25 protein-coding genes and 2 tRNA genes are annotated in these 26,270 nt (G+C 69.6%); 10 read left to right on the top strand and 17 right to left on the bottom strand.

Annotated features, from left to right (window positions below; all coding sequences use genetic code 11):
• Positions 1-17: 17 nt before the first annotated feature.
• From PGB26_RS11155 to PGB26_RS11175, 5 genes are read right to left on the bottom strand one after another with little or no spacing between them, the layout of a single operon-like run.
• Positions 18-821, bottom strand: a complete 804-nt coding sequence (locus tag PGB26_RS11155; RefSeq protein ID WP_271637676.1) for an HpcH/HpaI aldolase/citrate lyase family protein — start codon at positions 819-821, stop codon at positions 18-20.
• On the bottom strand, positions 818-1,297 hold the full coding sequence (locus PGB26_RS11160; RefSeq protein WP_271637677.1) for a MaoC family dehydratase: 480 nt from the start codon (positions 1,295-1,297) through the stop codon (positions 818-820). The genes PGB26_RS11155 and PGB26_RS11160 overlap by 4 nt, the downstream gene beginning before the upstream one ends.
• A 9-nt stretch (positions 1,298-1,306) precedes the next feature.
• Positions 1,307-2,494, bottom strand: a complete 1,188-nt coding sequence (locus PGB26_RS11165) for an acyl-CoA dehydrogenase family protein (RefSeq protein WP_271637679.1) — start codon at positions 2,492-2,494, stop codon at positions 1,307-1,309.
• On the bottom strand, positions 2,491-4,380 hold the full coding sequence (locus PGB26_RS11170) for an acetyl/propionyl/methylcrotonyl-CoA carboxylase subunit alpha (protein WP_271637680.1): 1,890 nt from the start codon (positions 4,378-4,380) through the stop codon (positions 2,491-2,493). Before PGB26_RS11170 ends, PGB26_RS11165 begins: the two co-directional genes overlap by 4 nt.
• Before the next feature lie 5 nt (positions 4,381-4,385).
• On the bottom strand, positions 4,386-5,939 hold the full coding sequence (locus PGB26_RS11175; RefSeq protein WP_271637681.1) for a carboxyl transferase domain-containing protein: 1,554 nt from the start codon (positions 5,937-5,939) through the stop codon (positions 4,386-4,388).
• Between the two features lie 91 nt (positions 5,940-6,030).
• Here PGB26_RS11175 and PGB26_RS11180 point away from each other — a divergent pair, with 91 nt between their 5' ends.
• On the top strand, positions 6,031-6,627 hold the full coding sequence (locus PGB26_RS11180; protein ID WP_271637682.1) for a TetR/AcrR family transcriptional regulator: 597 nt from the start codon (positions 6,031-6,033) through the stop codon (positions 6,625-6,627).
• Positions 6,628-6,708: 81 nt separating this feature from the next.
• Here the strand turns inward: PGB26_RS11180 and PGB26_RS11185 are convergent, their stop codons facing one another.
• Genes PGB26_RS11185 through PGB26_RS11195 form a run of 3 tightly spaced genes read right to left on the bottom strand, consistent with a single transcriptional unit; the run spans position 6,709 to position 10,218 of the window.
• Positions 6,709-8,082, bottom strand: coding sequence for a dihydrolipoamide acetyltransferase family protein (locus PGB26_RS11185; protein ID WP_271637684.1), 1,374 nt, complete (start codon positions 8,080-8,082; stop codon positions 6,709-6,711).
• Positions 8,079-9,104, bottom strand: coding sequence for an alpha-ketoacid dehydrogenase subunit beta (locus tag PGB26_RS11190; protein WP_271637685.1), 1,026 nt, complete (start codon positions 9,102-9,104; stop codon positions 8,079-8,081). Before PGB26_RS11190 ends, PGB26_RS11185 begins: the two co-directional genes overlap by 4 nt.
• A 1-nt stretch (position 9,105) precedes the next feature.
• Positions 9,106-10,218 (bottom strand): thiamine pyrophosphate-dependent dehydrogenase E1 component subunit alpha, encoded by a 1,113-nt coding sequence (locus tag PGB26_RS11195; protein ID WP_271637686.1) that lies wholly within the window; start codon positions 10,216-10,218, stop codon positions 9,106-9,108.
• 168 nt (positions 10,219-10,386) lie between these two features.
• On the opposite strand from PGB26_RS11195, the gene PGB26_RS11200 reads away from it, so the two are divergent.
• A complete protein-coding gene (locus tag PGB26_RS11200; protein ID WP_271637687.1) occupies positions 10,387-10,860 on the top strand; it encodes an Lrp/AsnC family transcriptional regulator in 474 nt (157 codons plus the stop codon).
• Here PGB26_RS11200 and PGB26_RS11205 read toward each other — a convergent pair.
• The gene (locus PGB26_RS11205; RefSeq protein WP_271637688.1) at positions 10,832-11,734 is read right to left on the bottom strand and encodes an alpha/beta fold hydrolase; all 903 of its coding nucleotides are present in this window, start codon (positions 11,732-11,734) and stop codon (positions 10,832-10,834) included. The two genes, PGB26_RS11200 and PGB26_RS11205, sit on opposite strands and share 29 nt — an antisense overlap.
• 66 nt (positions 11,735-11,800) lie before the next feature.
• Here PGB26_RS11205 and PGB26_RS11210 point away from each other — a divergent pair, with 66 nt between their 5' ends.
• The gene (locus PGB26_RS11210; protein WP_271637689.1) at positions 11,801-12,064 is read left to right on the top strand and encodes a hypothetical protein; all 264 of its coding nucleotides are present in this window, start codon (positions 11,801-11,803) and stop codon (positions 12,062-12,064) included.
• A gap of 5 nt (positions 12,065-12,069) precedes the next feature.
• On the opposite strand, the gene PGB26_RS11215 is transcribed toward PGB26_RS11210, so the two are convergent.
• Positions 12,070-12,141: transfer RNA gene (locus tag PGB26_RS11215), tRNA-Arg, on the bottom strand.
• A gap of 48 nt (positions 12,142-12,189) precedes the next feature.
• Here PGB26_RS11215 and orn point away from each other — a divergent pair.
• Both orn and PGB26_RS11225 read left to right on the top strand, forming a co-directional pair.
• Complete coding sequence (orn, locus tag PGB26_RS11220) at positions 12,190-12,816, top strand: oligoribonuclease (RefSeq protein WP_271637690.1); 627 nt, start codon at positions 12,190-12,192, stop codon at positions 12,814-12,816.
• 36 nt (positions 12,817-12,852) lie between these two features.
• Positions 12,853-12,928: transfer RNA gene (locus PGB26_RS11225), tRNA-His, on the top strand.
• Positions 12,929-12,971: 43 nt separating this feature from the next.
• On the opposite strand, the gene PGB26_RS11230 is transcribed toward PGB26_RS11225, so the two are convergent.
• Positions 12,972-13,586: a CueP family metal-binding protein gene (locus tag PGB26_RS11230; RefSeq protein WP_271637692.1), complete on the bottom strand. Its 615-nt coding sequence runs from the start codon at positions 13,584-13,586 to the stop codon at positions 12,972-12,974.
• Positions 13,587-13,786: 200 nt separating this feature from the next.
• On the opposite strand from PGB26_RS11230, the gene PGB26_RS11235 reads away from it, so the two are divergent.
• Genes PGB26_RS11235 through PGB26_RS11245 form a run of 3 tightly spaced genes read left to right on the top strand, consistent with a single transcriptional unit; the run spans position 13,787 to position 14,900 of the window.
• Complete coding sequence (locus PGB26_RS11235; protein ID WP_271639654.1) at positions 13,787-14,125, top strand: metallopeptidase family protein; 339 nt, start codon at positions 13,787-13,789, stop codon at positions 14,123-14,125.
• The gene (gene clpS / locus PGB26_RS11240) at positions 14,122-14,412 is read left to right on the top strand and encodes an ATP-dependent Clp protease adapter ClpS (RefSeq protein WP_271637693.1); all 291 of its coding nucleotides are present in this window, start codon (positions 14,122-14,124) and stop codon (positions 14,410-14,412) included. The genes PGB26_RS11235 and clpS overlap by 4 nt, the downstream gene beginning before the upstream one ends.
• Positions 14,409-14,900 carry a DUF2017 family protein gene (locus PGB26_RS11245; RefSeq protein WP_271637694.1) on the top strand — a complete coding sequence of 164 codons (492 nt, stop codon included), beginning with the start codon at positions 14,409-14,411 and terminating at the stop codon, positions 14,898-14,900. Before clpS ends, PGB26_RS11245 begins: the two co-directional genes overlap by 4 nt.
• Here the strand turns inward: PGB26_RS11245 and PGB26_RS11250 are convergent.
• Genes PGB26_RS11250 through gatC form a run of 5 tightly spaced genes read right to left on the bottom strand, consistent with a single transcriptional unit; the run spans position 14,890 to position 20,184 of the window.
• Positions 14,890-15,474: a hypothetical protein gene (locus tag PGB26_RS11250; RefSeq protein WP_271637695.1), complete on the bottom strand. Its 585-nt coding sequence runs from the start codon at positions 15,472-15,474 to the stop codon at positions 14,890-14,892. The two genes, PGB26_RS11245 and PGB26_RS11250, sit on opposite strands and share 11 nt — an antisense overlap.
• A gap of 30 nt (positions 15,475-15,504) precedes the next feature.
• Positions 15,505-16,764 carry a DNA polymerase IV gene (dinB, locus tag PGB26_RS11255; protein ID WP_271637696.1) on the bottom strand — a complete coding sequence of 420 codons (1,260 nt, stop codon included), beginning with the start codon at positions 16,762-16,764 and terminating at the stop codon, positions 15,505-15,507.
• 50 nt (positions 16,765-16,814) lie between these two features.
• Positions 16,815-18,329: an Asp-tRNA(Asn)/Glu-tRNA(Gln) amidotransferase subunit GatB gene (gatB, locus tag PGB26_RS11260; RefSeq protein WP_271637697.1), complete on the bottom strand. Its 1,515-nt coding sequence runs from the start codon at positions 18,327-18,329 to the stop codon at positions 16,815-16,817.
• The gene (gene gatA, locus PGB26_RS11265; RefSeq protein ID WP_271637698.1) at positions 18,329-19,888 is read right to left on the bottom strand and encodes an Asp-tRNA(Asn)/Glu-tRNA(Gln) amidotransferase subunit GatA; all 1,560 of its coding nucleotides are present in this window, start codon (positions 19,886-19,888) and stop codon (positions 18,329-18,331) included. The genes gatB and gatA overlap by 1 nt, the downstream gene beginning before the upstream one ends.
• Positions 19,885-20,184: an Asp-tRNA(Asn)/Glu-tRNA(Gln) amidotransferase subunit GatC gene (gene gatC / locus PGB26_RS11270; protein ID WP_071644104.1), complete on the bottom strand. Its 300-nt coding sequence runs from the start codon at positions 20,182-20,184 to the stop codon at positions 19,885-19,887. Before gatC ends, gatA begins: the two co-directional genes overlap by 4 nt.
• Positions 20,185-20,232: 48 nt before the next feature.
• Here gatC and PGB26_RS11275 point away from each other — a divergent pair, with 48 nt between their 5' ends.
• Together PGB26_RS11275 and PGB26_RS11280 are read left to right on the top strand one after the other, a co-directional pair.
• The gene (locus tag PGB26_RS11275; protein ID WP_271637699.1) at positions 20,233-21,933 is read left to right on the top strand and encodes a long-chain-fatty-acid--CoA ligase; all 1,701 of its coding nucleotides are present in this window, start codon (positions 20,233-20,235) and stop codon (positions 21,931-21,933) included.
• A gap of 41 nt (positions 21,934-21,974) precedes the next feature.
• Positions 21,975-23,888 carry a DEAD/DEAH box helicase gene (locus tag PGB26_RS11280; protein WP_442922982.1) on the top strand — a complete coding sequence of 638 codons (1,914 nt, stop codon included), beginning with the start codon at positions 21,975-21,977 and terminating at the stop codon, positions 23,886-23,888.
• Between the two features lie 55 nt (positions 23,889-23,943).
• On the opposite strand, the gene ligA is transcribed toward PGB26_RS11280, so the two are convergent.
• Positions 23,944-26,262: an NAD-dependent DNA ligase LigA gene (gene ligA, locus PGB26_RS11285; RefSeq protein WP_271637700.1), complete on the bottom strand. Its 2,319-nt coding sequence runs from the start codon at positions 26,260-26,262 to the stop codon at positions 23,944-23,946.
• Positions 26,263-26,270 lie beyond the last annotated feature (8 nt).

A 26,270-nucleotide genomic window follows, 5' to 3' on the forward strand; every position in this document is an offset into this window, starting at 1 on the left:
GCCTGCCGAAGCACAGCTCAGCTCCTTTCGAGCACGGCACGGGCGTGGCGCAGCACCGGCTCGTCGATCATCCGCCCTTCGAAGCGGAACACGCCGCGCTCCCCCTCGGCGGCCGCCAGCACCGCCTGAGCCCACGTGATCGTCGACTCGTCTGGTCGGTAGGCGTCCCGGATCACCGCGACCTGCTTCGGATGGATGCATGCGGTCGCGCCGAATCCGGATGCCACCGCATCCGCGGCCTCGGCGGCGAGACCGTCTGCATCATCGATGTCGAGGTGCACCGCGTCGATGGCCGTCCGGCCGTGCGCTCCGGCCGCGAGCAGGACCAGCGACCGCGCCGAGCGGGCCACGTCGCGGTACCGCCCGTCCGGGAAGCGGCTCGACATCCCGCCGAGAGACGCCACGAGATCCTCCGCGCCCCACATCAGTCCGACGGCGCGCTCGTGAGCGGCGAGCTCTCCCGCCCGGTGCACGCCGCGCGCGGTCTCGCACAGGGCGATCAGTCCGAACTCGGCGCCGAACGCGTCGAATGCCGCCGGATCCTCGCTCTTCGCCACCATCACCGTGCGGAACGGGGTGCGCTGCAGCGCATCGACGTCGCGGGCGAACTCCGCGGTCTCCGGCGCGTTCACGCGGACGATCACACGGTCGGGGTCCATGTCAGCGGCGATGATGTTCTCGCGCGCCTGCGCTCTGGCATCCGGAAGCACAGCGTCTTCGAGATCGAGGATCACGGCATCTGCTTTCTGCATCGCCCCCGCGAAGCGCTCGGGCCGGTCGGCGGGGCAGAACAGCAGCGCGGGGCCCATGCCGAGGGTCACCGTTCGCCCTCCGGCAGGCAGCGCATCAGGGCGGTGCGGGTGGCCTTCGCCACGATAACGCCGTCCTGATTGCGTCCGGTGTGCTCGATCGTGCAGATGCCCTGGCCGGGGCGGGATGCCGAGAGCCGCTTGTCGACGATCACGCTCTCGGTGTACAGCGTGTCGCCGTGGAACAGCGGATGCGGGAACGAGATGTCACCGAGCCCCAGCTGCGCGACCAGGGTGCCCTGAGTGAGCTGTGTCACCGACGCGCCCACCATCGTCGACAGCGTCCACATCGAGTTCATCAGCCGCTGGCCGAACGGCTCCTGCCCATCGGCGAAGGCGGCGTCGAGGTGAAGCGCCTGCGTGTTCATGGTGAGCGTCGTGAAGAGCACGTTGTCGGCCTCGGTCGCGGTGCGCCCCGGCCGGTGCAGGTAGCGGGCGCCGACCTCGAGCTCCTCGAAGTACAGTCCGCGCTGAACGATGTCGGTCATGCTCGCACGCTATCCGACCAGGCCCAGCGACCGGGCGATGACGAGCAGCTGCACCTCGGTGGTGCCCTCGCCGATCTCGAGGATCTTCGAGTCCCGGTAGTGCCGCGCCACGGGGTACTCGTTCATGAAGCCGTTGCCGCCGAAGATCTGCGTCGCGTCGCGCGCGTTGTCCATCGCCGCCTCGCCCGAGACGAGTTTGGCGATCGCCGCCTCCTCAGCGAACGGACGACCGGCGTCACGAAGCCGTGCGGCGTGCTGCCACGCGAGGCGCGCGGTGTGCACGCGGGCGCGCATGCGGGCCAGCGTGAACTGCGCGTTCTGCCTCGTGCTCAGCGCCGCGCCGAAGACCGTGCGCTTGCCGGCGTAGTCGACGGCCGCCTCCAGGCATCCTTCCGCGGCGCCCGTCGCGAGAGCGGCGATCGCGATCCGGCCCTCGTCGAGGATGCTGAGGAAGCTGCGGAACCCCTGGCCGCGCTCGCCGAGCAGGTTCTCCTCCGGCACGCGGACGTCGTTCAGCGTGAGCGGGTGCGTGTCGGAGGCGTTCCAGCCGACCTTGTCGTACGCCGGCTCGACGGTGAAGCCCGGGGTGCCGTTCGGGACGATGATGGTGGAGATCTCCTTCCGCTCCCCGCCGTCGGGGCGCCGCGTCGTGCCGGTGACGGCGGTCATGGTCACGAAGCGCGTGATGGCGGTGCCGGAGTTGGTGATGAACTGCTTGCTGCCGTTCAGCACCCACTCCCCGCCCTCCAGGCGCGCGGTCGTGCGCGTGGCGCCCGCATCGCTGCCGGCCTCCGGCTCGGTGAGACCGAAGCCCGCCAGCGCGTGGCCTGCGAGCAGGGCGGGCAGATGCTCCCGCTTCTGCTCCTCGGTGCCGAAGCGGTAGATCGGCATGGCGCCGAGGCTGACTCCGGCCTCGAGGGTGATCGCGAGCGACTGGTCGACTCGGGCGATGCCCTCGATCGCCAGCCCGAGAGCCAGGTAGTCCCCGCCCTGCCCGCCGTGCTCCTCCGAGAACGGCAGACCGAACAATCCCATCTCCCCCATCTGCCGCACGACGTCGAGATTCAGCGTGTGCGTGCGGTCGGCCTCGTACGCCTGCGGCGCGACGACCTCTTCGGCGAACTCCCGCACCATCGCGGCGAGTTCGCGCTGCTCTTCGTTCAGGTCGACACCGGTCAGTTCGGTCTGGGCGCTCATGCTGTCTCCTCTTCGCTGACTCGTGCGACGGGCTGGTCCCGTCGCACCTGGTCGCCGAGAGCGACCAGCAGGTGCACCGTGCCGTCGTGGGGCGCGAGCACCGGATGCTCCATCTTCATCGCCTCGATCGAGACGAGGGGGTCTCCCGCGTGCACCAGGTCGCCGTCGGCGACATGGACGGCCACGATGCTGCCCGGCATGGGGGCGCGTCCCTCGGGATGGCGAGGACGCGACGCGCGCTCCCGCTCGGCCAGACGGCGGTGCAGGCGCTCGCGGCGCGAGAGTGGCCGCAGCCGCGCTGTCATGCCGTCGGCGAAGACCCACACGGCTCCTTCGTCGTCGGTCGCCGCCGGGATGCCCGGCGCGTAGGCGTCGGGGGCCTCGAGAACGGCGCCGTCGTCGGCGAGCAGCATCGTGCGCGGCAGCACCGCGGGTCGGCCGATGCGCCAGCCGGCGAGCTCGTGCCAGATGTCCGCGGCAGCGGAGGCGCCGCCGACGTGCACCGCCTGCGCGGCCGTCGCCAGCATGGGGGGTGTCGGCTGGGGCGCGACGAACGGCAGCATCGTCTCGATCAGACCGGTGTCGAGGTCACCGCGCCGCACTCGCTCGTCGCGGATCAGCGCGCGGAGGAAGGCGATGTTCGTCTCGACTCCCAGCACGACGGTGCGGGCGAGCGCGGAGTCCAAGCGGCGGAGGGCTGTCGCCCGGTCGGGGCCGTACGCGACGACCTTCGCGATCATCGGGTCGTAGAACCCGCTGATCTCCGAGCCGGTCTCGATCGCGGCATCCACCCGCACGTCGCGCGGCGGGTCGAACAGCAGCACCCGCCCGGTGGAGGGCAGGAACCCCCGCTCGGGCGATTCGGCGTACACGCGTGCCTCGACCGCGTGACCGCGGACGACGGGAGGCTCGCCGATCGCCCCTCCCGCGGCGATGTGCAGCTGCAGGGCGACGAGATCGAGGCCGGTCACCTCCTCGGTCACCGGATGCTCGACCTGCAGACGGGTGTTCATCTCGATGAAGAACACGTCGTCGACGGCATCCGCCTCGACGAGGAACTCCACCGTCCCGGCGCCGACGTAGTCGACGCTCTTGGCCGCCGCGACCGCAGCGTCGAGCAGTCGCCGGCGCACCGGATCGGGAAGATGGGCGGCCGGCGCCTCTTCGATGACCTTCTGGTGACGACGCTGCAGCGTGCACTCGCGCTCGCCGAGCGCGATCACGGTGCCGTGCGCGTCGCCGAAGACCTGCACCTCGATGTGCCGAGGGCGCTGCACGAGGCGCTCGAGCACCATCGCGTCGTCGCCGAAGGCCGCAGCAGCCACGCGGCGCGCCGTCGCGAGCGCACCCGCGAGCTCGTCGCCCGAGCGGACGATCTCCATCCCCTTGCCGCCGCCACCTGCGCTGGGCTTGACCAGAAGCGGGTAGCCGATCTCGTCGGCGCGGGCCCGGATCTGGCCGTCGTCGAGGCCCGCCGCGGTGAAGCCGGGCACCACGGGCACGCCGTGCCGCGCGACGTGGTCGCGCGCCGTGGCCTTGTCTCCCATGATCTCGAGCGCCCGCTCACCAGGGCCGATGAAGGCCACGCCGGCGCTCGCGCACGCGCGCGCCAGCTGGACGCTCTCGGAGAGGAAGCCGTAACCCGGGTGGATGGCCTGTGCGCCTGATGCCGCGGCTGCCGCCATGATGGCCTGCACGTTCAGATACGAGTCCGATGCAGCGGACCCGCCGATGTGGACGGCCTGGTCGGCTTCGCGCACGTGCGGGGCGTGTGCGTCGGCGTCGCTGTACACGGCGACGCTGCGCATGCCGAGCTCGCGCAGGGTGCGGATGATGCGGCGGGCGATCTCGCCGCGATTGGCGACGAGCACGGTGTCGATGGTCATTGCGATCACATCCGGAAGAGGCCGAAGCGGGGTTCTGGCAGCGATGTCCGCGAGACGACGTCGAGGGCGAGTCCGAGCAGATCGCGGGTCTGCTCCGGGTCGATGATCCCGTCGTCCCACAGCCGCGCTGTGGCGTAATAGGGCTCGCCCTGTGCCTCGTACTGGCTGCGGACGGGCGCTTCGAAGTCGGCGCGCTGCTCGGGCGTCCACGGCGTTCCGGAAGCGGTGAGCTGATCCTCTTTCACGGTCGCGAGGACGGACGCCGCCTGAGCGCCGCCCATGACCGAGATGCGGCTGGCGGGCCAGCTCCACAGGAACCGCGGCGAGTACGCCCGACCGCACATCGAGTAGTTGCCCGCGCCGAACGAGCCGCCGATGATGACGGTCAGCTTCGGCACGCGGGTGGTGGCCACGGCGGTCACCATCTTCGCGCCGTCCTTGGCGATGCCGCCCGCCTCGGCGTCGGTGCCGACCATGAACCCGGTGATGTTCTGCAGGAACAGCAGCGGGATGCCGCGCTGGTCGCAGAGCTCGATGAAGTGCGCGCCCTTCTGGGCGGATTCGCTGAACAGCACGCCGTTGTTGGCGACGATCCCGACCGGGTGTCCGTGCAGCCGGGCGAACGCGGTGACGAGCGTCGCGCCGTACTCGGGCTTGAACTCGCTGACGCTGTCGGCGTCGACGAGCCGGTCGACCACCTCGTGCACGTCGTACGCGGCGTTCACGTCGACGGGCACGACATCGTAGAGGCTTCCGGACTCGCGGGGTGCGATGCTCGGCGCGACGTGCCACGCCGGCTGGGCGGGCTGCGGCAGAGTCGCGACGATGTCGCGGAGAATCTCGAGTGCGTGCTCGTCGTCGTCGGCCAGGTGATCGACGACGCCCGAGCGTCGGGCGTGCAGCTCTCCCCCACCCAGCTCCTCGGCGGTGACGACCTCGCCGATCGCCGCTTTCACCAGCGGCGGACCGCCGAGGAAGATCGTGCCCTGGCCGCGCACGATCACGGTCTGATCGCTCATCGCCGGCACGTACGCTCCGCCCGCGGTGCACGAGCCGAGCACTGCCGCCAGCTGCGGGACGCCCTCGGCCGACATGCGCGCCTGATTGAAGAAGATGCGGCCGAAATGGTCGCGGTCGGGGAATACCTCGTCCTGCTTGGGCAGGAACGCGCCCCCGGAGTCGACGAGGTAGAGGCAGGGCAGGTGATTCTCGAGCGCGATCTCCTGCGCGCGCAGGTGTTTCTTCACCGTCATCGGGAAGTAGGTGCCGCCCTTGACCGTCGGATCATTGCAGACGACCATCACGTGCCGCCCGTGCACCAGCCCGATGCCCGCGATCACCCCCGCGCCCGGCGCCTCATCGCCGTAGAGCCCGTTCGCTGCCAGAGGCGCGATCTCGATGAACGGGCTGCCCTCGTCGAGCAGCCGGTCGACCCGGTCGCGCGGCAGCATCTTGCCGCGGGCGACATGCCGTTCACGGGAGCGCTCGGGACCTCCGAGCGCCGCGGTGGAGAGGCGCTCGCGCAACTCCTCGGCGAGAGCCTGCTGGGTGACCGGCATCGCGGGTCCTCCTTGACCATTGCGGAAAAACACACCAGAAGGGTTAGTGTTCACTAACCCCGGTAATTCAGGTTAGCGAGGATTAACCGAAATGACAACGACCGTCACGGCGCGCAACCGCGCGAAGGCGCAGCGGACCGATGCGATCCTCGTCGCGGCCGCCGAGCTCTTCGGCGCCCGCGGCTATTCGAGCGTGAGCCTGGAGGACATCGGAGCGGCCGTCGGCATCTCCGGCCCGGCCGTCTACCGGCACTTCGCGGGAAAGCAGGCCCTGCTCGGCGCGCTGCTCATCGGCGTGAGCGAAGACCTCGTCGCCGGTGGCACGGCGGTCGTGCAAGGCGCCGCCGACGAACGCACCCGAATGGCGATGCTCGTCGACTTCCACGTCGACTTCGCTCTGCGCAACGCCGACGTCATCCGGGTTCAGGATCGCGATCTCGCACACCTCACGGAGGAGTCGCGCTCCGACGTGCGACGCCTGCAGCGTGCGTACGTCGGCCTGTGGATCGACGCGCTCAGCGCCCTCGTCGCCGCGGATCGAGACGAGCTGCGACTTCGCGTGCAGGCGTGCTTCGGGCTGCTGAACTCCACTCCGCACAGCACCTCTGCAGCCCTCCGCACCCGCGCCGACACGTCACGCGTGCTCGCGGCGATGGCGATCGCGGCGCTGACCGCCGCTCACGGGTGACCCGCTGTCCTGGGGTCTCGACCGAGATCGGCCGCCGACGATCCCCACGTCGGCGGCCGACCCGCATCGATGGCGCGCAGCTCAGTACAGCAGCGCCCGGCCGGGCTCCTCGAGGATGTCGGCGACGTCCTTGAGGAAGCGCGCACCGTCAGCTCCGTCGACCAGGCGGTGGTCGAAAGACAGGCTCAGCGTCATCATCTGACGCAGCGCGATCTCGCCGCGGTGCTCCCATGGCTGGCGCCGCACGGCTCCGACGGCGAGGATGCCGGACTGCCCGGGCGGGAGGATCGGGGTGCCCGCATCGATGCCGAAGACCCCGATGTTCGTGATCGAGAAGGTGCCTCCCGCCAGCTCCGCCGGGCTGGTCCTGCCGGCGCGGGCGGTCTGCGTCAGCTCGGTGAGCGCGTCGGCGATCCCGGTCAGCGAGAGGCGCTCGGCATCCCGGATGATCGGCACGATCAGACCGCGCTCGGTCGCCGCCGCGATTCCCAGATCGACGAAGTGGTTGTGCACGATCTCGCCCGCCGGCTCATCCCAGGTCGCGTTGAGCGACGGATTGCGGCCGAGTGCGAGAGCGACCGCCTTCGCGACCACCGCGAGTGGCCCGATGCGGTGTTCGGAGAGCGTCCGGTCGGCCTTGAGCTGATCGATCAGCTCCATGGTCGCCGTGACGTCGACGGTGTGGAACGTGGTGACGTGCGGAGCGGTGAAGGCGCTTCGCACCATCGCTTGAGCGGTGTGCTTCCGCACGCCCTTGACCGGGATGCGGGTCTGCGCCCGCTCCCCCGACGGCATCGCAGCCGGCGCGGACGACGGCATCGGCGCCGGTTCCGTCGCCGGCGCGCTCGCGGCGCCGGCCGCCCCGGTGCGCTCGGCGTAGGCATCCACGTCCTCGCGGGTGATCACCCGGTCGCCGACGTCGGCTGCGACCAGCGCGAGATCGACGCCGAGGCGTTTCGCGTGGGCGCGCACGGGCGGGGTCGAGCGGGGCCGCTCTCCCACCGCGGGCTCGGCGACGCTCGGCGGCAGTGCATCGTGCGGAGCCGCCACGAGGACCTCGGCGTCCGCCGCCGACGCGGGGGCGGCACCGCCTCGTCTGGCGCGTCGGGCCGGACGACCGGCGGATGCGGGAGCGGCGCCGTATCCGACGAGATTGGGCTGCGTCTTCTCCTCCTGCTCGGCTCCGGCGGGTGCCGACGGCGCATCGGTCTCTTCTCCGACGACGTCGAACGCGATCAGCGGCGCCCCGACGGCCACCGTCTCCCCCGCATCGGCGTGCAGCGACGCGACGGTCCCCTCGTAGGGGGAGGGCAGTTCGACCACGGCTTTGGCCGTCTCGACCTCGGCGAGAGTCTGGTTCAGCGCTACGGCGTCACCCGGCTGCACCAGCCACTGGACGACCTCGGCTTCGGTCAGCCCCTCGCCGAGGTCGGGCAGGCGGAATTCGGCGATCACCGCTCGTCTCCCTTCGCGGTCGCCGCACTCAGGCTGTGCGGACGATCGAGCAGGCGATCGACGGCATCGAGGATGCGGTCGAGATCGGGAAGGTGGAACTTCTCGAGTTTCGCGGGCGGATAGGGGATGTCGTGTCCGGTCACGCGCACGGGCGCGGCCTCCAGGTATTCGAAGCAGTATTCCGTGATGCTCGCGATCACCTCGGCGGCCACTCCCGCCTCCCGGGAGGCCTCGTGCACGACGACCACGCGCCCCGTGCGACGCACCGAGGCCGAGACCGTCTCGTAGTCGACGGGAGAGAGCGAGCGCAGATCGATGACCTCGAGCGACACACCCTCGTCCTCCGCCGCCGCTGCTGCGTCGAGCGCCGTGCTGACCATGGCGCCGTATGTGATGATCGTCGCATCCGCGCCCTGACGCACGACGCGGGCGAGGCCCATCGGCGGGGCGTCGGCGAGGGGTGCCGACAGGTCGACCTCGCCCTTGTGGTGGTACAGGCGCTTGGGTTCGAAGAACAGCACGGGATCGTCGCACGCGATGGCCTGGCGCAGGCAGCGGTACGCGTCCTGCGGGTCGGAGACGGCGATCACGCGCAGCCCGGCGGTGTGCACGAAGTACGCCTCGGGCGATTCGGAGTGGTGCTCGGCCGCGCCGATGCCGCCCGCCCAGGGCACGCGGATCGTGATCGGCATCTTGACCCGGCCCTGCGTGCGGTAGTGCAGCTTGGCGACCTGCGAGACGATCTGGTCGAACGCGGGGTAGATGAAGCCGTCGAACTGGATCTCGACGACCGGGCGGTAGCCGCGGAATGCGAGACCGACCGCCGTGCCGACGATGCCGGACTCGGCGAGCGGAGTGTCGATCACGCGCTTCGCGCCGAACTCGTCCTTGAGACCGTCGGTGATGCGGAACACACCGCCGAGCGTGCCGATGTCCTCCCCCATGAGGACGACCTTCTCGTCGTCGAGCATGGCCTGGCGCAGCCCCGCATTCAGCGCCTTGCCCATCGTCATCATCGTCATCTCAGGCCTCCTCGAACGACGCGAGGTACGCGGCGTACTCGTCGCGCTGGCGCTCGAGTCCGGAGTGCGGCTCGGCGTAGACGCGGTCGAAGACGGCGAGAGCGGGCCGCGTCTTCATGTCGATGCACGCGGCGCGCATGTCACGGGCGACGTCGTCGGCGGCGGTGCGGACGGCTTCGAGGTGATCGTCGCCGAGTTCGCCGGCGGCGCGCAGGTGCGCCTCGAGGCGGGCGATCGGGTCTCGCTCGCGCCACAGCGCGAGCTCTGCATCGTCGCGGTAGCGCTTCGGGTCGTCGGCTGTGGTGTGCGGGCCCATGCGGTAGGTCACCGCCTCGAGGTAGGCCGGCCCCTTGCCCGAGCGCGCGTGGTCGAGCGCCCAGCGCATCGCCGCCATGCAGGCGAGCACGTCGTTGCCGTCGACGCGCAGGCTGGGGATGCCGAATCCGGGCGCACGGCCGGCGAGCGGGTACTGGGACTGCAGACCGACCGGCTCGGAGATCGCCCAGTGGTTGTTCTGGCAGACGAACACGACGGGCGCGCGATAGGACGACGCGAAGATCATCGCCTCGTTCACGTCGCCCTGGCTCGTCGCGCCGTCGCCGAAGTAGGTGACCGCGACCTCATCGGCTCCATCATGCAGGATGCCCATGCCGTACCCGACCGCGTGCAGGGTCTGCGCCCCGATGATGATCTGCAGCGGAGCGATGCCGAGTCGCGCGGGGTCGTACGCCGCGCCCTCCTCGCCGCGCCACATGCGCACGTAGTCGCCCGGTTCGGCACCGCGGGTGTACATCACCCCGGTCTCGCGGTAGCTAGGGAAGACGAAGTCGTTCGCCGCCAGTGCGCGGGCGGTTCCGATCTGCGCGGCCTCCTGGCCGTTGCACGGCGCCCAGAGACCCAGCTGGCCCTGTCGCTGCAGCGCGACGCCCTCGGTGTCGATGCGCCGCAGCACCACCATGTCGCGGTGCAGCGCGCGCATCGCCGCGTAGTCGATGTCGCCTATCCAGCGGTCGAGCAGCTGGTTGCGCACTCGGGTGCCGTCGGGAGCGAGGATGCGCTCCGTGAGTTCGAGATCGTTCTGCGCGTCGACGATCGGGCTGGTGTTCGGTGACATCGGCGTCCTCCTGACGTGGCGGCCTTCGTGGGGCATGCACGGCTTCCCGACTGCTGCGTCGGGCCTGCTCGAATGCTACGTCGGGCTGACACCTCGCTCAAGCATGTCTCCGGTTGCTGAGCATGTTGCACAATGCTCGGTTCAGGCGCCCTGCTATCGTGTGGCACTATGCCCATCCTGGATCGCACAGACCTCGAACTGCTCACCGCCCTGGCGGAGGATCCGCGCACGACCGTGGTCAAGCTCGCCGATCGGCTCCGTCTGTCTCGCAACACCATCCAGGCCCGGATGGCCCGGCTCGAGCAGACGGGCGTCTTCGAGTCGTACGAACGCTCGTTCTCGACCGAGGTGCTGGGGTTCCCGCTGCAGGCGTTCATCAGCATCGGCGTGCGTCAGACCGAGCTGCCGCGCATCATCGCCGAGCTGTCACGGGTTCCCGAGATCGTGCAGGCGCATGGGCTGAGCGGATCGATCGATCTGCTCGCTCGAGTCGCATGCCGCGACGCGCGTCACCTGTTCGACACCGACGCAAGGATCCTGTCTATCGAGGGGGTCGAGCGCACCGAGACCTCGCTCGCGATGGGCGAGGTCATCCCGTTCCGGGTCGCGGGACTCATCGGACTGGCGCGGCGGGAAGCCTGAGGAAGCGCCGGATCGCCCCTGCCGCCTCCGCCGGCGTCTCGTAGTGGATGAGGTGTCCGACCTCGGCGATCTCGACGAGCTCGGCCTGGGGGAACATCATGGCGAGGCGCCGCTCGGCCTCGATCGGCGTGATGTCGTCGCGCTGAGCCGCGATCAGCAGCGTCGGCACGTCGATCACGCCGGCGAACGCGCGCACATCGTGCGAGGCGCTGGTCACGAAGGCGTCGTGCAGCACCTCGCGATCGGCGAAGCGCGAGAAGTAGGTGTCGTGCTGATCGTGGATGAACCTGCGCAGCGCCCGGTCGCGGGTCTTGGCCATGGCCACGCTCATCGCCCGCACCGTGAGCGGATGCCGCAGCAGCGCCGTGCCCCATCGCTCGGGCAGCCTGGCGCCGAGCGCGTAGTAGAGCACGGCGATCCGGGTGAGCACGCCCTTCGGGCCCTCTAGTGCGGGTGCCCCGATGGGGTTGATCAGGATGAGGCGAGGCGTCTCGAGGCCGCCCGCCACGGCTGCGGCTGAGACGATCGACCCGAACGAGTGCCCGAGGATGATCGCCCCCGGGGCGACAGCGCGGGCGAATTCGCACAGCCAGCCGGTGTAGAGCCCGAGGTCGTGCTCGCGATCCGGGATCGGCGGCGTCTCGCCGAAGCCGGGCAGATCCGGCGAGATGATCCGGATGCCCGGCAGGTACGCCACGATCGGCTCGAGACCGTGATGCTCGCCTCGGAAGCCGTGCACCGCGACGATGGTCGGCGCATCCTCCGCCGCCTCGCCGTAGACCCAGTACGCCGTGGTCGCCCCCAGCACCTGCACCTCGCGTCGTTCTACCGGGATCTCGGCGAGACGAGCGGCGTACGGAGAGGTCACGGGCATGCGGCCGAGTCTACGGGACGGAATGTCGGTGGCCGTCCATATGTTCGAATCACGAAAGGAGACAGCATGACTTCGCTGACCGACACACAGCCCGCTCTTCTGTGGGAGACACCGTTCCTGCGCACGCGGGCCGAGCACCTCGACAGGGCAGGAGACCACCTCTGGCGCGTCGTCGACGCCCGTGGCACGATCCGCGGGCATCTGCGCGTGATCGCCGACCCGCTCGGCATCCGGTTCCGCGCGGAGCGCCTGCACCTGGCATCCGGAGGCTTCCGCCTGGTGGGCGAGTTCTGGGATGCCGACGATGCGGTGGCCGCCCTGCGCGGGTGAAGCTGTGCCCCCTGCAGGATTCGAACCTGCGACCAACGGATTAGAAAGCCGATGCTCTTCCTCTGAGCTAAGGAGGCGTACCGGGTCCAGATTACCGTGTCGGGCCCCGTCGCTAGGATCGAACCATGGTTTCTGCGACTGAGAACGACCGGCTCGTCTGGATCGACTGCGAGATGACGGGCCTCGACCTCTCGGTCGACGAGCTCGTCGAGATCGCGGTCGTGGTCACCGACTTCGAGCTGAACCTGCTCGATCCCGGCTTTCAGATCGTCATCAAGCCGAGCGATGCCGCGCTCGCGAACATGAACGACTTCGTCACCGACATGCACCGTGCATCGGGTCTCATCGACGAGATCCCGGACGGCGTCAGCCTTGCGGATGCCGAGGAGCAGACCCTCGCATACATCAAGCGCTTCGTCCCGCTCGAGCGCCGGGCACCGCTGGCCGGCAACACGATCGGCACCGATCGGATGTTCCTGGCCACCTACATGCAGAACATCGATCAGTACCTGCACTACCGCAACGTCGACGTCTCGAGCATCAAAGAGCTCGCCCGCCGCTGGTATCCGCGCGTGTTCTTCCAGGCTCCCGAGAAGCACGGCGGCCACAGAGCCCTGGCCGACATCCTCGAGTCGATCCGCGAGCTTCGCTACTACCGCGCCGCGGTGTTCACGGACGCGCCAGGACCCTCGTCAGAGCAGGCCCGCGATATCGCCGCCCGCACCGTGTCAGAGTTCACTCCGAACATGTAATAGACTTATCGAGTTGCCCGCTCCGGCAGGCACATGGTGGGTATAGCTCAGCTGGTAGAGCACCGCGTTGTGGTCGCGGGGGTCGCGGGTTCAAGCCCCGTTACTCACCCCAGAGAAGCCCCCGGGTTCGTCATGAACCCGGGGGCTTCGTCGTGTCAGCCGCGCTCGGCGAGCGGCAGGGTCGTGATGCAGGTCGGGTCGTCGTCGTTCACGGTGGAGATCACGGCTCTCGCCTCGCTGTCGGCGACGACGATCACGACCTCCGCGTCGATGCCCCGCGGCAGCCATGCACCGACAAAGCCGTTGTCGAACGTCTGCGTCTTCTCGTCGACATGCGTCTCCCCCGTCGCAAGATCGGTGATGGTCAGCTGCAGCTCGGTGTTGCGCAGCTCCCCGACGCACGAACTCGGCGCATGGAAGGTGCAGTCGTGGTTCTGCGTGCGATACGGGGCGAAGGAGATGTAGGTGAGGCCGTCCGGCATCGCCAGCTCCACCTGGGATCCATCGACGTCGCTGAGCACGACACGGTCGGTGCGGATCGATGCCGCCACCGCATCATCCCGCTCATCGAGCGGCGCGCGATCGAGCCGGTCGACCACCGTGCGCACGTCGGTGCGCGAGAGCTTTTCCAGTTCTGCCGAGCCGTCGGGCGCCGTCGCCGCCGCACCGCCGCGCTCCGCGGGCGCCTGCTCGGCGGGTGAGCAGGCGGTCAGCAGCAGAGCGCCTGCGAGGGCGAGGACGACGGTCGGGATGATCGGGCGGATGCGCATGTCGAATCGTGTTCCTCATCGTCTCGGCGGGTCTGTCGCGGGGAGTACTGCGCGTGGCCCGTTCTCCCCGTCGCACCGTACCGATCGAGGCTATGAGCCGTCGGCAGAGTCGCCCGGGGCCGAGTGCGCCCGGCTAGCATCGAAGCATGTCCTCCTCACTCGACTCCGACGCGCAGGCTCTGCCCGACGGCGGCATCGAGATGACCGTCGAGGCCTTCGAGGCGCTCGTCGTCGAGGAACTCGACCGGCTGCCGGACGACATGATCGACGGACTCGACAACGTCGTCTTCGTCGTCGAGGACGAACCAGACGACGGCAGCGACCTCTTCGGCCTGTACGAGGGATTCGCGCTCACCGAACGAGCACAGTATGGCATGGGCGAGCTGCCCGACCGCATCATCGTCTACCGCCGCGCGCACCTCGCAGCGTGCTCCGACGAGGACGAGCTGCGCGACGAGGTTCACACGACACTCGTGCACGAGATCGCGCACTTCTACGGCATCGATGACGAGCAGCTGCACGAACTGGGCTGGGCATGAGCATCCCGGTATCCACTCCTCTGCTCGACGAGCAGCTCACGGTCGCGCCGCTCGTGCCGTGGCAGCTGGTCGTCTGGGACGATCCCGTCAACCTCATGAGCTACGTGGTGCGCGTGTTCCGGCGCTATTTCGGATACGCCGAGGAGCACGCGACGGCACTCATGCTCGCGGTGCACAACGAAGGACACGCCGTCGTCGCCACCGGGCCGCGGGAGACGATGGAGGTGCACGCTCAGGCGATGCACGACTTCGGCCTGTGGGCCACCATCCGACGGGTTCCGCAGTGAACCCGTCGATATCGATCACCTGGGTCGAAGCACGCAATCTGCTGCACCTGATCGATGAGTTCCTCGAGCTCATCGGCGGCCCGCGCCCGGACTCCGACCCCGCCCTGGCGCGGCTGACCCCGGTCGCCTATCCCGATGACGACATCGCCGCCGCGGAATTCCGCCGCGGCACGCGAGACGAGCTGTTCGACCGCCGCCGTGACGACGCCCGCGTGATGCGCGCGGATCTCAGCGACTTCGACACCGACGCCGACGCCGACGATCGGGACGTGCTCGGCATGCACGTCATCGGCATCCCCCTCGCCCACGTCGATGCGTGGATGCGCACGCTCACCGCGATCCGGCTCGTCGTCGCGTCGCGCCTGGGCGTCGATCTCGAAGACCGTCACGACGCAGACGACGCACGGTTCCACGTGTACGACTGGCTCGGGTATCGGCTGGACGACCTCATTCAGCGCGCCGACGAGGCGGATGCCGCTACGGCGTAGCCACGGTGATGCTCGCGAGCTTGTGCGGCTCGTTCCGGGTCATGTGCGCCTCCTCCTGGGCTGCCCACATGTCCCAGTGACGACAAAATCCGTCGCCGTCACGCTCGAGCGCGCGTCGTCGCCGTGAGTCGCGGGGTCCGTCGACCCAGACGGCGACATCCGCGAGCGCGGCCGACGCGGGCGTCAGCGCACCGCAGCCCTCGACGATCAGGCCGAGAGCCGGATCGACGGCATGAGCCTCGGCCTCTTCCTGCCGCTCCCAGTCCCAGCGCCGCCATATGCCGATCAAACCGCGCCCGTGCGGGCGCAGCACCTGCTCGCGGGCGATCTCCGCACCGCGCTCGAGTCCGCCCCAGCCGGGATAGACGGAGTCGAGCGCGAGCAACTGCACTGGCGTGTGCAGCGGCCAGGCTCGCGCGACGCGAGCCGCGAGGCTGCTCTTGCCCGCACCGCTGCGACCGTCGATGATGACGACGGGATTCGATGCCGACACCGCGGTGACCGCATCGCAGATGCGGGCCGTGGCCGCGCTCAGCCGCTCTCCGAAGAGATCAGGGGAAGAAGCTGGCGGCATGGCATCCACGCTATCGAACGACGCCATCGGTCACTCGCGGCCGAACGGCCGCGGCTCGACTCCCCCGCCTGCGCGCCGATCCGCTGCTCCGACGTGACGAGCACGCGTGATCATGCCGACCCCGAATCGTGCGCGCGCATCGTCGAGCGTGCCTTCGAGGCGGCGCTGATCCTCATCGTCATCCCACAGCGCGATGGCCGACGTCCCGGCCGGCCTCAATCTCTCGGCGCGCACGCCCACAAGCCGCACCGGGTCCCTGCGCTCGATCTGCGCGAACAGGGCGATCGCCGTCTCGCCGATCCGCTGCCCGACATCCGTCGGCTCGGACAGCGAGACGGTACGGCTGACCGTGGTGAAGTCCGCGAACCGGATCTTGATCGCGACCGCTCCGGCATGCCACCCCGAGGTACGCAGGCGTGCCCCGACTCGATCTGCGAGGCGCAGGAGCTCTGCGCGCAGCAGGTCTCGATCGTCGATGTCGCGGTCGAAGGTCTCTTCGTGCCCGACGCTCTTCTCCACCCGCTCCGTCTCGACGGAACGCGCGTCGAGACCGCGGGCGAGAGCCTGCATCCGCTGGCCGAGGGCAGGTCCGACGGCGCGCTCGAGTGCTTCGGCGGGTGCCTCACGCACGTCACGGATCAGCCGGATGCCCCGGCGCTGCAGCGCTTCGGCGGCCTTCGGCCCGACTCCCCACATGGCGCCGACCGGTCGCGGATCGAGGAACTCCTGCGTGCGCGAGGCGGGAACCACGAGCATCCCGTCGGGCTTGGACACGGTGGATGCCATCTTCGCAACGTGCTTCGTCGCCGCGACGCCGACGCTGCACGTGATGCCGACCTCGTCTCGCACGCGTCGTCTGATGAGGGCCGCGATCTCGCCGGGGCTGCCCCACAGGCGGCGCACTCCGCGCACGTCGAGGAACGCCTCATCGATCGAGAGCTGCTCCACCAGCGGGGTGATGCTCTGGAAGATCTCCATCACCTGCGCCGAGACGGCCCGGTAGCGGGTGAAGTCCGGCGGAACGACCTGCGCCGTCGGACACAGTCGCAGCGCCTGCCCGACGGGCATGGCGCTGCGCACGCCGAACCGACGCGCCTCGTATGACGCGCTGGAGACCACCGAGCGTCCGTCGCGTCCCCCGATGATCAACGGCAGTCCGCGCAGAGACGGGTCGTGGAGCACCTCGACCGCCGCGTAGAAGGCATCCATGTCGACATGCAGGATGCCTGTGCCGCTGTCGTCCGCACCCTCGGGCGAGACGATGCGGCCCGATCCATCACCGCGTCCCATGCATCCATCCTGACCGGTGCCACCGACATCGCGTCGGTGGCACCCGCTGGTCACTGCGCAGCGCGCTCGAGGATCAGCTCGCGCACGCGCGCGGCGTCGGCCTGGCCCTTCATCGCCTTCATCACGGCGCCGATGACAGCCCCGGCGGCCTGCACCTTGCCATCCTTGATCTTCGCCAGCACGTCCGGCTGCGCGGCGAATGCGTCGTCGATCGCGGCGATCAGCGCGCCGTCGTCCGAGACGACCGCCAGTCCGCGCGAGTCCACGACCTCCTGAGGCGATCCCTCTCCGGCGATGACTCCTTCGAGAACCTGGCGGGCCAGCTTGTCGGTCAGCGTGCCGGCATCCACCAGTGCCTGGAGGGCGGCGACGTCGGCCGGCGAGACGAGCCCGGCCGCATCCCGCTCCTGCGCATTGGCGACGCGGGTGATCTCGCCCGTCCACCACTTGCGGGCGGCCGCCGGAGCGGCACCGGCCGCGATCGTGGCCTCGACCTCGTCGATCAAACCGCCGTTGCGCACGTCCTGGAACTCGAGGTCGGTGAAGCCCCACTCGGCCTTCAGGCGACGGCGGCGCGCCACCGGCTGCTCGGGCAGCGCGGCACGCAGCTCCTCCACGAGCTCGCGCGACGGCTGCACAGGCAGCAGGTCGGGCTCGGGGAAGTAGCGGTAGTCATCGGCGTCCGACTTCGGGCGACCCGGCGACGTCGTACCGGTGTCCTCGTGCCAGTGCCGCGTCTCCTGGGTGATCGTGCCGCCGTCGGCGAGGATCGCGGCCTGACGCTGGATCTCGTAGCGCACGGCCCGCTCGACCGAGCGCATCGAGTTGACGTTCTTCGTCTCGGTGCGGGTGCCGAGCTTCTCCTGGCCACGGGGACGCAGCGACACGTTCGCGTCGCAGCGCAGGTTGCCGCGCTCGAGACGCGCCTCCGAGATGCCGAGGCCGCGCACGATGTCGCGGATCGCGGCGATGTACGCCTTGGCGTACTCGGGCGCGCGGTGCTCGGCGCCGAAGATCGGCTTGGTGACGATCTCGACGAGCGGCACTCCGGCACGGTTGTAGTCCACCAGCGAGTACTCCGCGCCCTGGATGCGGCCGGTCGCCCCGCCCATGTGGGTGAGCTTGCCCGCGTCCTCCTCCATGTGCGCGCGCTCGACGGGGATCGTCACGAGCGTGCCATCCTCGAGCTCGACCTCGACCGATCCCTCGAACGCGATCGGCTCGTCGTACTGCGAGATCTGATAGTTCTTGCCCAGGTCGGGGTAGAAGTAGTTCTTCCGCGCGAACCGGCTGGACTCCGCGATCGAGCAGCCGAGTGCGAGACCCAGGCTGATCGACGAGCGCACGGCCGTCGCGTTGACCACGGGCAGCGACCCCGGCAGACCGAGATCGACCGGCGCGATGAGCGTGTTCGGCTCGGCGCCGTGGAACTCGTCGTTCGCCGGGTTGGGCGCGTCGGAGAACATCTTCGTGCGAGTGTTCAGCTCGACGTGCACCTCGAAGCCGAGCACGGGCTCGAACAGTTCGAGGGCCTCGTCGAAGTCCATGAGCTTGGCGGTCGCCATCAGCGGGCTCCCCCTTCCTTGGGTCCCTGAGCCTGTCGACTGGATCCCTGGGCCTGTCGAAGGGCAGGCGCCTTCGACAGCAGCGGCGCGCCCCACGAGTCCACGAGCGCAGCCTCGAGAGCCGCGCCGACGCGGTACAGACGAGCATCCTCGTGTGCGGGCGCGAGGAACTGGATACCGACGGGCAGACCGTCTTCGGCCGCGATGCCCGAGGGGATCGAGATGCCGGGAACGCCGGCGAGGTTCGCCGGGATCGTCGTCAGGTCGTTCAGATACATCTGCAGCGGATCATCGATCTTCTCGCCGATCCGGAACGCAGTGGTCGGTGCCGACGGCGTCGCGATGACGTCGACCTGCGCGAACGCCCGGTCGAAGTCCTGCTGGATGAGCGTGCGCACCTTCTGGGCGCTGCCGTAGTAGGCGTCGTAGTAGCCGGCCGACAGCGCATACGTGCCCAGAATGATGCGGCGCTTGACCTCGGGCCCGAAGCCGGCGTCACGGGTCGCCGACATGACGTCCTCGACCGTGGGATTGCCTTCGGGTGTGACGCGCAGGCCGAAGCGCACCGAGTCGAACTTGGCGAGGTTGCTCGAGGCCTCGGCGGGAAGGATCAGGTAGTACGCCGCGACGCCGTACTCGAAGTGCGGAGCCGAGATCTCGACGATCTCGGCACCCTGCGCCTCCATCAGCGCGAGCGAGGCGCGGAACGATGCGGCGACGCCGGCCTGGAAGCCGGAGTCGGGCAGTTCGGTGATGACGCCGACCTTCAGGCCCTTGAGCACCTGACCGCTCGCGCCTTCGCGCGCGGCGGCCGCGAACGACGGCCACTCCTGCGGGAGGGAGGTCGAGTCCTTCGGGTCGTGACCGCCGATCACATCGTGCAGCAGACCGGCGTCGAGCACGGTGCGGGTGACCGGGCCGACCTGGTCGAGGCTGGATGCCAGCGCGATCGCGCCGTAGCGGCTGACGCCGCCGTAGGTCGGCTTGATGCCGACGGTGCCGGTGACGTGCGCGGGCTGGCGGATCGATCCGCCGGTGTCGGAGCCGAGCGCGAGCGGGGCCTCGAAGGCCGCGACGGCCGCGGCGGAGCCGCCACCCGAACCGCCGGGGATGCGGTCGAGGTCCCACGGGTTGCGGGTCGGACCGTAAGCGGAGAACTCCGTCGACGAGCCCATCGCGAACTCGTCCATGTTCGTCTTGCCGAGCGGCACGAGGCCTGCGGCGCGGGAGCGCGCCACGACGGTGGCGTCGAACGGCGACATGTAGCCCTCGAGGATCTTCGAGCCGCTCGTGGAGGGCATGTCGGTCGTGACGAGCACGTCCTTGACCGCGAGCGGCACACCGGCGATCGGGCCGAGCTGCTCGCCCGCGGCACGGCGCGCGTCGACCTCGGCGGCCGCCGCGAGGGCGTGCTCGTTCACATGCAGGAAAGCGTGCACGTCACCGTCGACCGCGGCGATGCGGTCGAGGTGGGCCTGCGTCGCCTCGACGCTGGAGATCTCGCCGGCGGAGATCTTCTCGCCGAGTGCCGCGGCGGTCAGCCGGATGATGTCGCTCACTGCTCTTCTCCCAGGATCGCGGTCACACGGAAGCGGCCATCGGCGGCATCCGGGGCGTTCTTCAGCGTCTGCTCGAGCGTGAGCGTCTCGCCGACCTCGTCGGGGCGGAAGACGTTGCTCATCGCGATCGGGTGGCTGGTGGCGACGACGTCTGGCGTGGCCACCTCCGACACCTTCGCGATGTTGTCGACGATGGCGTCGAGCTGACCGGTCAGCTGAGTCACCTCGTCGTCGGAGAGCTGGATGCGCGCGAGCACGCCGAGATGGCGTACGAGATCAGGGGTGATTTCAGACACCACACCAGTCTACGAGAGCGCGAGGTGCGCACACGTAAGCTGGAACTCGTGACCGAGTTCGTTCCCCCGCGCCCATGGACCGCAAGCTACGCCGAAGGTGTCCCGCAGGACCTGCCGCCGGTGACCGGTTCGCTGATCGACATCGTCGAGGCGTCGGTGCGCGACTATCCGGATGCCCCGGCGCTGCAGTTCTTCGGGCGCGAGACGACCTACCGCGAGATGCAGGATGCCATCGAGCGGGCAGCCGCCGGCCTGCGCGACCTCGGTGTCGGCCCGGGCGATCCGGTGGCGATCGTGCTGCCGAACTGCCCGCAGCACATCATCGCGTTCTACGCCGTGCTGCGTCTCGGCGCCGTGGCGATCGAGCACAACCCGCTGTACACCCCGCGTGAGCTGCGCAAGCAGTTCGAAGACCACGGCGCCCGCCACGCGATCGTGTGGAGCAAGGTGGTCGAGACCGTGCAGGAGTTCCCCGCCGATCTCGCGGTCGCGAGCCTGATCTCGGTCGACGTGACGACGGCGATGCCGCGCAGGATGCAGCTGATGCTGAAGCTGCCGATCGCGAAGGCCCGCGAGTCGCGTGCGGCGCTCACCTCGAAGGTGCGCGGCGCGATCAGCTGGGACTCGCTGGTGCAGTCCGCACCGCTCCCGTCCACGCACCCGCGTCCCGCAACCGACGACCTCGCGATCATCCAGTACACCTCAGGCACCACGGGCACGCCCAAGGGTGCGGCCCTCACCCACCGCAACCTGCTCGCCAACGCGGCGCAGGCTCAGGCGTGGGTGCCGTCGATCACGCGCGGCGACGGCTGCGTCGTCTACGCGGTGCTGCCCATGTTCCACGCGTACGGGCTCACGCTGTGCCTCACCTTCGCGATGTCGATGGGCGCGCGGCTCGTGCTGTTCCCGAAGTTCGAGCCCGACCTCGTGCTGCAGGTGACGAAGAAGCATCCGGCCACCTTCCTGCCGCTCGTGCCGCCGATCGCCGAACGGCTGCTGGCCGCGGCGAAGGAGAAGGGCGTGTCGCTCGCCGGCACCGAGATCGCGATCTCGGGGGCGATGGCGCTGTCTCACGATCTCGTCGTGCCGTTCGAAGAGGCCAGCGGCGGCTATCTCGTCGAGGGCTACGGGCTGAGCGAGTGCTCGCCCGTGCTGATGGCCAACCCCGTCGCCGAGAACCGGGTGGCCGGAACCGTCGGCCTGCCGCTTCCCGGTACCGAGTGCCGCGTGGTCGACCCCGAGAATCCGACCGTCGACGTGCCGGCAGGCTCTGCCGGCGAGCTGATCGTGCGCGGTCCGCAGGTGTTCTCCGGCTACTACGGCAAGCCCGAGGAGACCGAGGCGGTGTTCGTCGACGGCTGGTTCCGCACCGGCGACATCGTCACGATCGACGAGGCCGGCTTCGTGCGCATCGTCGACCGCATCAAGGAGCTCATCATCACGGGCGGCTTCAACGTGGCGCCCACCGAGGTCGAGGTGGCCCTGCGCCAGCATCCGGATGTCGTCGACGCGGCCGTCGTGGGACTGCCGAGCGACCGCTCCGGCGAGGAGGTCGTCGCCGCGATCGTCGTGGAGGATGGCAAGGACGTCGATGTCGAGGCCATCCGCGCGTTCGCGCGCAGCATCCTGACCCCGTATAAGGTGCCGCGTCGCGTCTTCGTCGTCGACGAGCTGCCGAAGTCGCTGATCGGCAAGGTGCTGCGCCGGCAGGTGAAGGAGCGCCTGCTGGCGCTGACCTCGGGCAGCTGAACGGCCAGCACTCTCCCATCCGCACCCACTATCGTTGACAGGTGACTGCCGACGACATCGCCCCTGCCCCTGACGCGCCCGAGACCCCTGACGCGCCCGAGACCCCTGACGAGGGCGCGACCGCTCCCGGATTCGAGGAGCTGGGCATCACCGGCTCGCTGCTCAGGGCGATCAAGGATCTCGGCTACGAGACCCCGTCGCCCATCCAGGCGGCGACGATCCCCCTGCTGCTGCAGGGGCGCGACGTTCTCGGAACGGCGCAGACCGGCACCGGCAAGACCGCGGCTTTCGCGCTGCCCGTGCTCGAGAACCTCGATCTCGGTCAGAAGACGCCGCAGGTGCTCGTGCTCGCCCCCACACGCGAACTCGCCCTGCAGGTGTGCGAGGCCTTCGAGGCGTACTCGGCCCGGATGAAGGACGTGCGCGTGCTTCCCGTGTACGGCGGGCAGGCGTACGGCGTGCAGCTGTCTGCGCTGCGCCGGGGCGTGCACATCGTCGTAGGCACCCCGGGCCGCATCATGGATCACCAGGCGAAGGGCACGCTCGACCTCTCGGAGCTGAAGTACCTCGTGCTGGATGAGGCCGACGAGATGCTGAAGATGGGCTTCGCCGAGGACGTCGAGCAGATCCTCGCGCAGACGCCCGAGGACAAGCAGGTCGCGCTGTTCTCGGCGACGATGCCCGCGACGATCCGCCGCCTCGCTCAGCAGTACCTGAACGAGCCCGAAGAGGTCGCCATCAAAGGCAAGACGACCACCAACCAGAACATCACCCAGCGCTACCTCGTCGTCTCGTACGCGCAGAAGGTGGATGCCCTGACCCGCATCCTCGAGATCGAGAACTTCGACGGGATGATCATCTTCGTCCGCACGAAGAACGAGACCGAGACTCTCGCCGAGAAGCTGCGCGCCCGCGGCTACTCCGCGGCTGCGATCAACGGCGATGTGCCGCAGGTCCAGCGCGAGCGCAGCGTGAATCAGCTCAAGGACGGCAAGCTCGACATCCTCGTCGCCACCGACGTCGCCGCCCGCGGCCTTGACGTCGAGCGGATCAGCCACGTGGTGAACTTCGACATCCCCACCGACACCGAGTCGTACGTGCACCGGATCGGGCGCACGGGCCGTGCAGGCCGAACCGGTGATGCCATCAGCTTCATCACGCCGCGCGAGCGCTACCTGCTGAAGCACATCGAGAAGGCGACCCGCCAGCAGCCGACGCAGATGCAGCTGCCCACGACCGAGGACGTCAACACCACGCGTCTCGCGCGCTTCGACGACGCGATCACCGCAGCTCTGGAGGAGACGCGCCGCATCGAGGCGTTCCGCGACATCATCGCGCATTACGTGCGCAACCACGACGTGCCCGAGGCGGACGTCGCCGCGGCGCTCGCTGTGGTCGCACAGGGCGAGACGCCACTGCTGCTCGACCCCGAGAACGACGAACTCTCGCGCGCGGTGGAGCGCGACAACCGTCCACCGCGCGAGCGCGGCGACCGCGCATCCGACCGCAGCGACCGCGGCTCTCGCGAGCGCCGCGGCCGCGGCGACTACGCGCCGTACCGCATCGAGGTCGGCCGTCGCCACCGCGTCGAGCCGCGCCAGATCGTGGGTGCGCTCGCCAATGAGGGCGGACTCGGACGCGACGATTTCGGCGCGATCGCCATCAAGCCCGACTTCTCGATCGTCGAGCTGCCGGTCAATATGGACCCGTCCGTGCTCGACAGACTGCGCGACACCCGTATCTCGGGCAAACTCATCGAGATCCGCCCCGACCGAGGTGTGCCGAACCGCCGCGCGCCGCGCGATCGCGACGAGCGCGGCGGGTACGACCGAGGCCGCGACGACCGCAGCGGACGTGGATACTCGCGCGACGACCGCGGCGGGCACTCGCGCGACGATCGCGGCGGGCACTCGCGCGACGATCGTCCCGCGCGCAAGCCGCGGCACAGGAGCTGAGGCGCTCCGCTCGTCCCCGCGTACATCGGCCGCGGGGACGAGCGGCTCGTGCGCGTCAGGCGTCGAGGAAGTCCGGCCCCTGGGTGACGAGGACGTGGAACTGGGCCGCGTCGAGAATGCGGATGCCCAGCGCTTCGGCCTTCGCGAGCTTCGACCCGGCGCCGGGACCCGCCGCCACGAAGTCGGTCTTCTTCGACACGGATGAGGCCGCCTTGCCGCCGGCCTTCATGATGGCCTCCTGAGCGCCCTCGCGCGAGTAGCCCTCCAGGCTCCCGGTGGCGACCACGGTGAGGCCGTCGAGCACTCCGCCCTCCACGACCGCTGCACCCGGCCCCGGGTGTCCTGGCGTGGCCCACTGCACACCGGCATCCGCCCACTTCTGCACGATGTCCTGGTGCCAGTCGACGTCGAACCAGCTCAGCAGCGAATCCGCGATGATCCCGCCGACGCCTTCGACGGCGGCCAGTTCATCGCGGCTCGCGGCGCGGATGGCGTCGAGCGACCCGAACCACTGGGCGAGGGCACGAGCGGCGACCGGGCCGACGTGGCGGATGTTCAGGGAGACGAGCAGCCTCCAGAGCTCTTTGGTCTTCGCCTTCTCGAGCTCGGCGAGCAGCTTCACCGCCTGCGATGACGGCTGCGGCCCCTCGAGTCCCTGCTTCTTCTCTGCCGCGGTGGGGTTGCGCCGGAAGGGCGCACGGGTCTTGATGACGCCGTCGTCGTCTTCCTTGGGCAGTCCGGTCTCGGAATCGCGCACCACCACCTCGATGGGCACGATCTGCTCGAGGGTGAGGTCGAAGAGTCCTGCCTCGGTCTCGAGCGGCGGCTCCGCGGGGCGGGTCGGCTGGGTCAGTGCCGCGGCGGTCACCTCGCCGAGTGCCTCCACATCGAGGGCTCCGCGCGACCCGATGTGCTCCACCCGGCCGCGCACCTGGGCGGGGCAGGAGCGAGCGTTCGGGCAGCGCAGATCGATATCGCCTTCCTTCATGGCGCGCAGCGGCGTTCCGCATTCGGGGCATCCCTCGGGCATGACGAACTCGCGTTCGCTGCCGTCGCGCCGGTCGACCACCGGCCCGAGCACCTCCGGGATCACGTCACCGGCCTTGCGGAGCACGACGGTGTCACCGATCAGCACGCCCTTCGCCTTCACGACGTCCTTGTTGTGCAGGGTGGCCTGGCGCACCACCGATCCGGCGACGTGCGCCGGCTCCATGACGGCGAACGGGGTGGCTCGCCCGGTGCGACCGACAGAGACGACGATGTCGAGCAGCCGGGTCTGCACCTCCTCCGGCGGGTACTTGTAGGCGATCGCCCAGCGGGGGGCGCGGCTGGTGGTGCCCAGCTCGTCGTGCAGCGCGAGCTCGTCGACCTTGACGACGATGCCGTCGAGCTCGTGTTCGATGTCGTGGCGGTGCTCGCCGAAGTAGGCCACGAACTCCTCCACCTCGTCGATGCTGTGGCAGACCTTGGTGTGCGGGCTGGTCGGCAGCCCCCACTCCGCCAGCAGCTCGTACACCTCGCTCTGTGCCGCGACGGGCGGATTCGCCCACGCGCCGATGCCGTGCACATACAGCGACAGGGACTCGATGCGCAGCAGACCGGCCTCGAGTTCGAGCCCGCTCTTCTTATCGATCTGCTGCCGGAGTCCTCCGCTCGCGGCGTTGCGCGGATTCGCGAAGGCGGGGAACCGGCGCGCCGCAGCCGTTCGCGCCTTCTCGTCGTCGAACGGCCTCTTCGCGGCGGGACGAGCCTCCCATCTGTCCCGCGCTTCGGCGTAGACCCGGTCCCGGAACGATGCCTGCGCGGCATTGAGCCGCTCGAACGCGGCCACCGGGATGAACACCTCTCCGCGCACCTCGACGATCTCAGGGTGCCCGTGCCCGACCAGGCGCTCCGGGATGTCGGCCAGACGCAGGGCGTTCTCGGTGACGATCTCGCCCACCCGCCCGTCGCCGCGGGTGGCGGCCGAGGTGAGCACGCCGTTCTCGTACCGCAGGTTGATCGCCAGTCCATCGATCTTCAGCTCGGTCAGCCAGGCGATCTCCCGCCCGGCGGATGCCTTCGTCTTGGCTGCCCATTCGCGCAGCTCGTCGAGCGAGAACACGTTGTCGAGGCTGAGCATCCGCTCGGCATGCTCGATCGTCGCGAGTCCGGTCGCCTCTGCCGCGCCCACCATCTGCGTCGGCGAATCCTGCCCCTGCAGCTCTGGATGCAGACGCTCGAGCTCTTCGAGCCGTCGCATCCACCCGTCGTAGGTCGCGTCATCGACGAGCGACGTGTCACGCCCGTAATAGGCGTCCTTGGCCTCGAGGATGCGGGTCGTGAGCTCTTCGGCTTCGGCACGGGCGTCGGTCAGCGAGATGTTCTCAGGCACCCGGCAAG

It is taken from the genome of Microbacterium sp. nov. GSS16, from assembly GCF_028198145.1.
Lineage (GTDB): Bacteria > Actinomycetota > Actinomycetes > Actinomycetales > Microbacteriaceae > Microbacterium.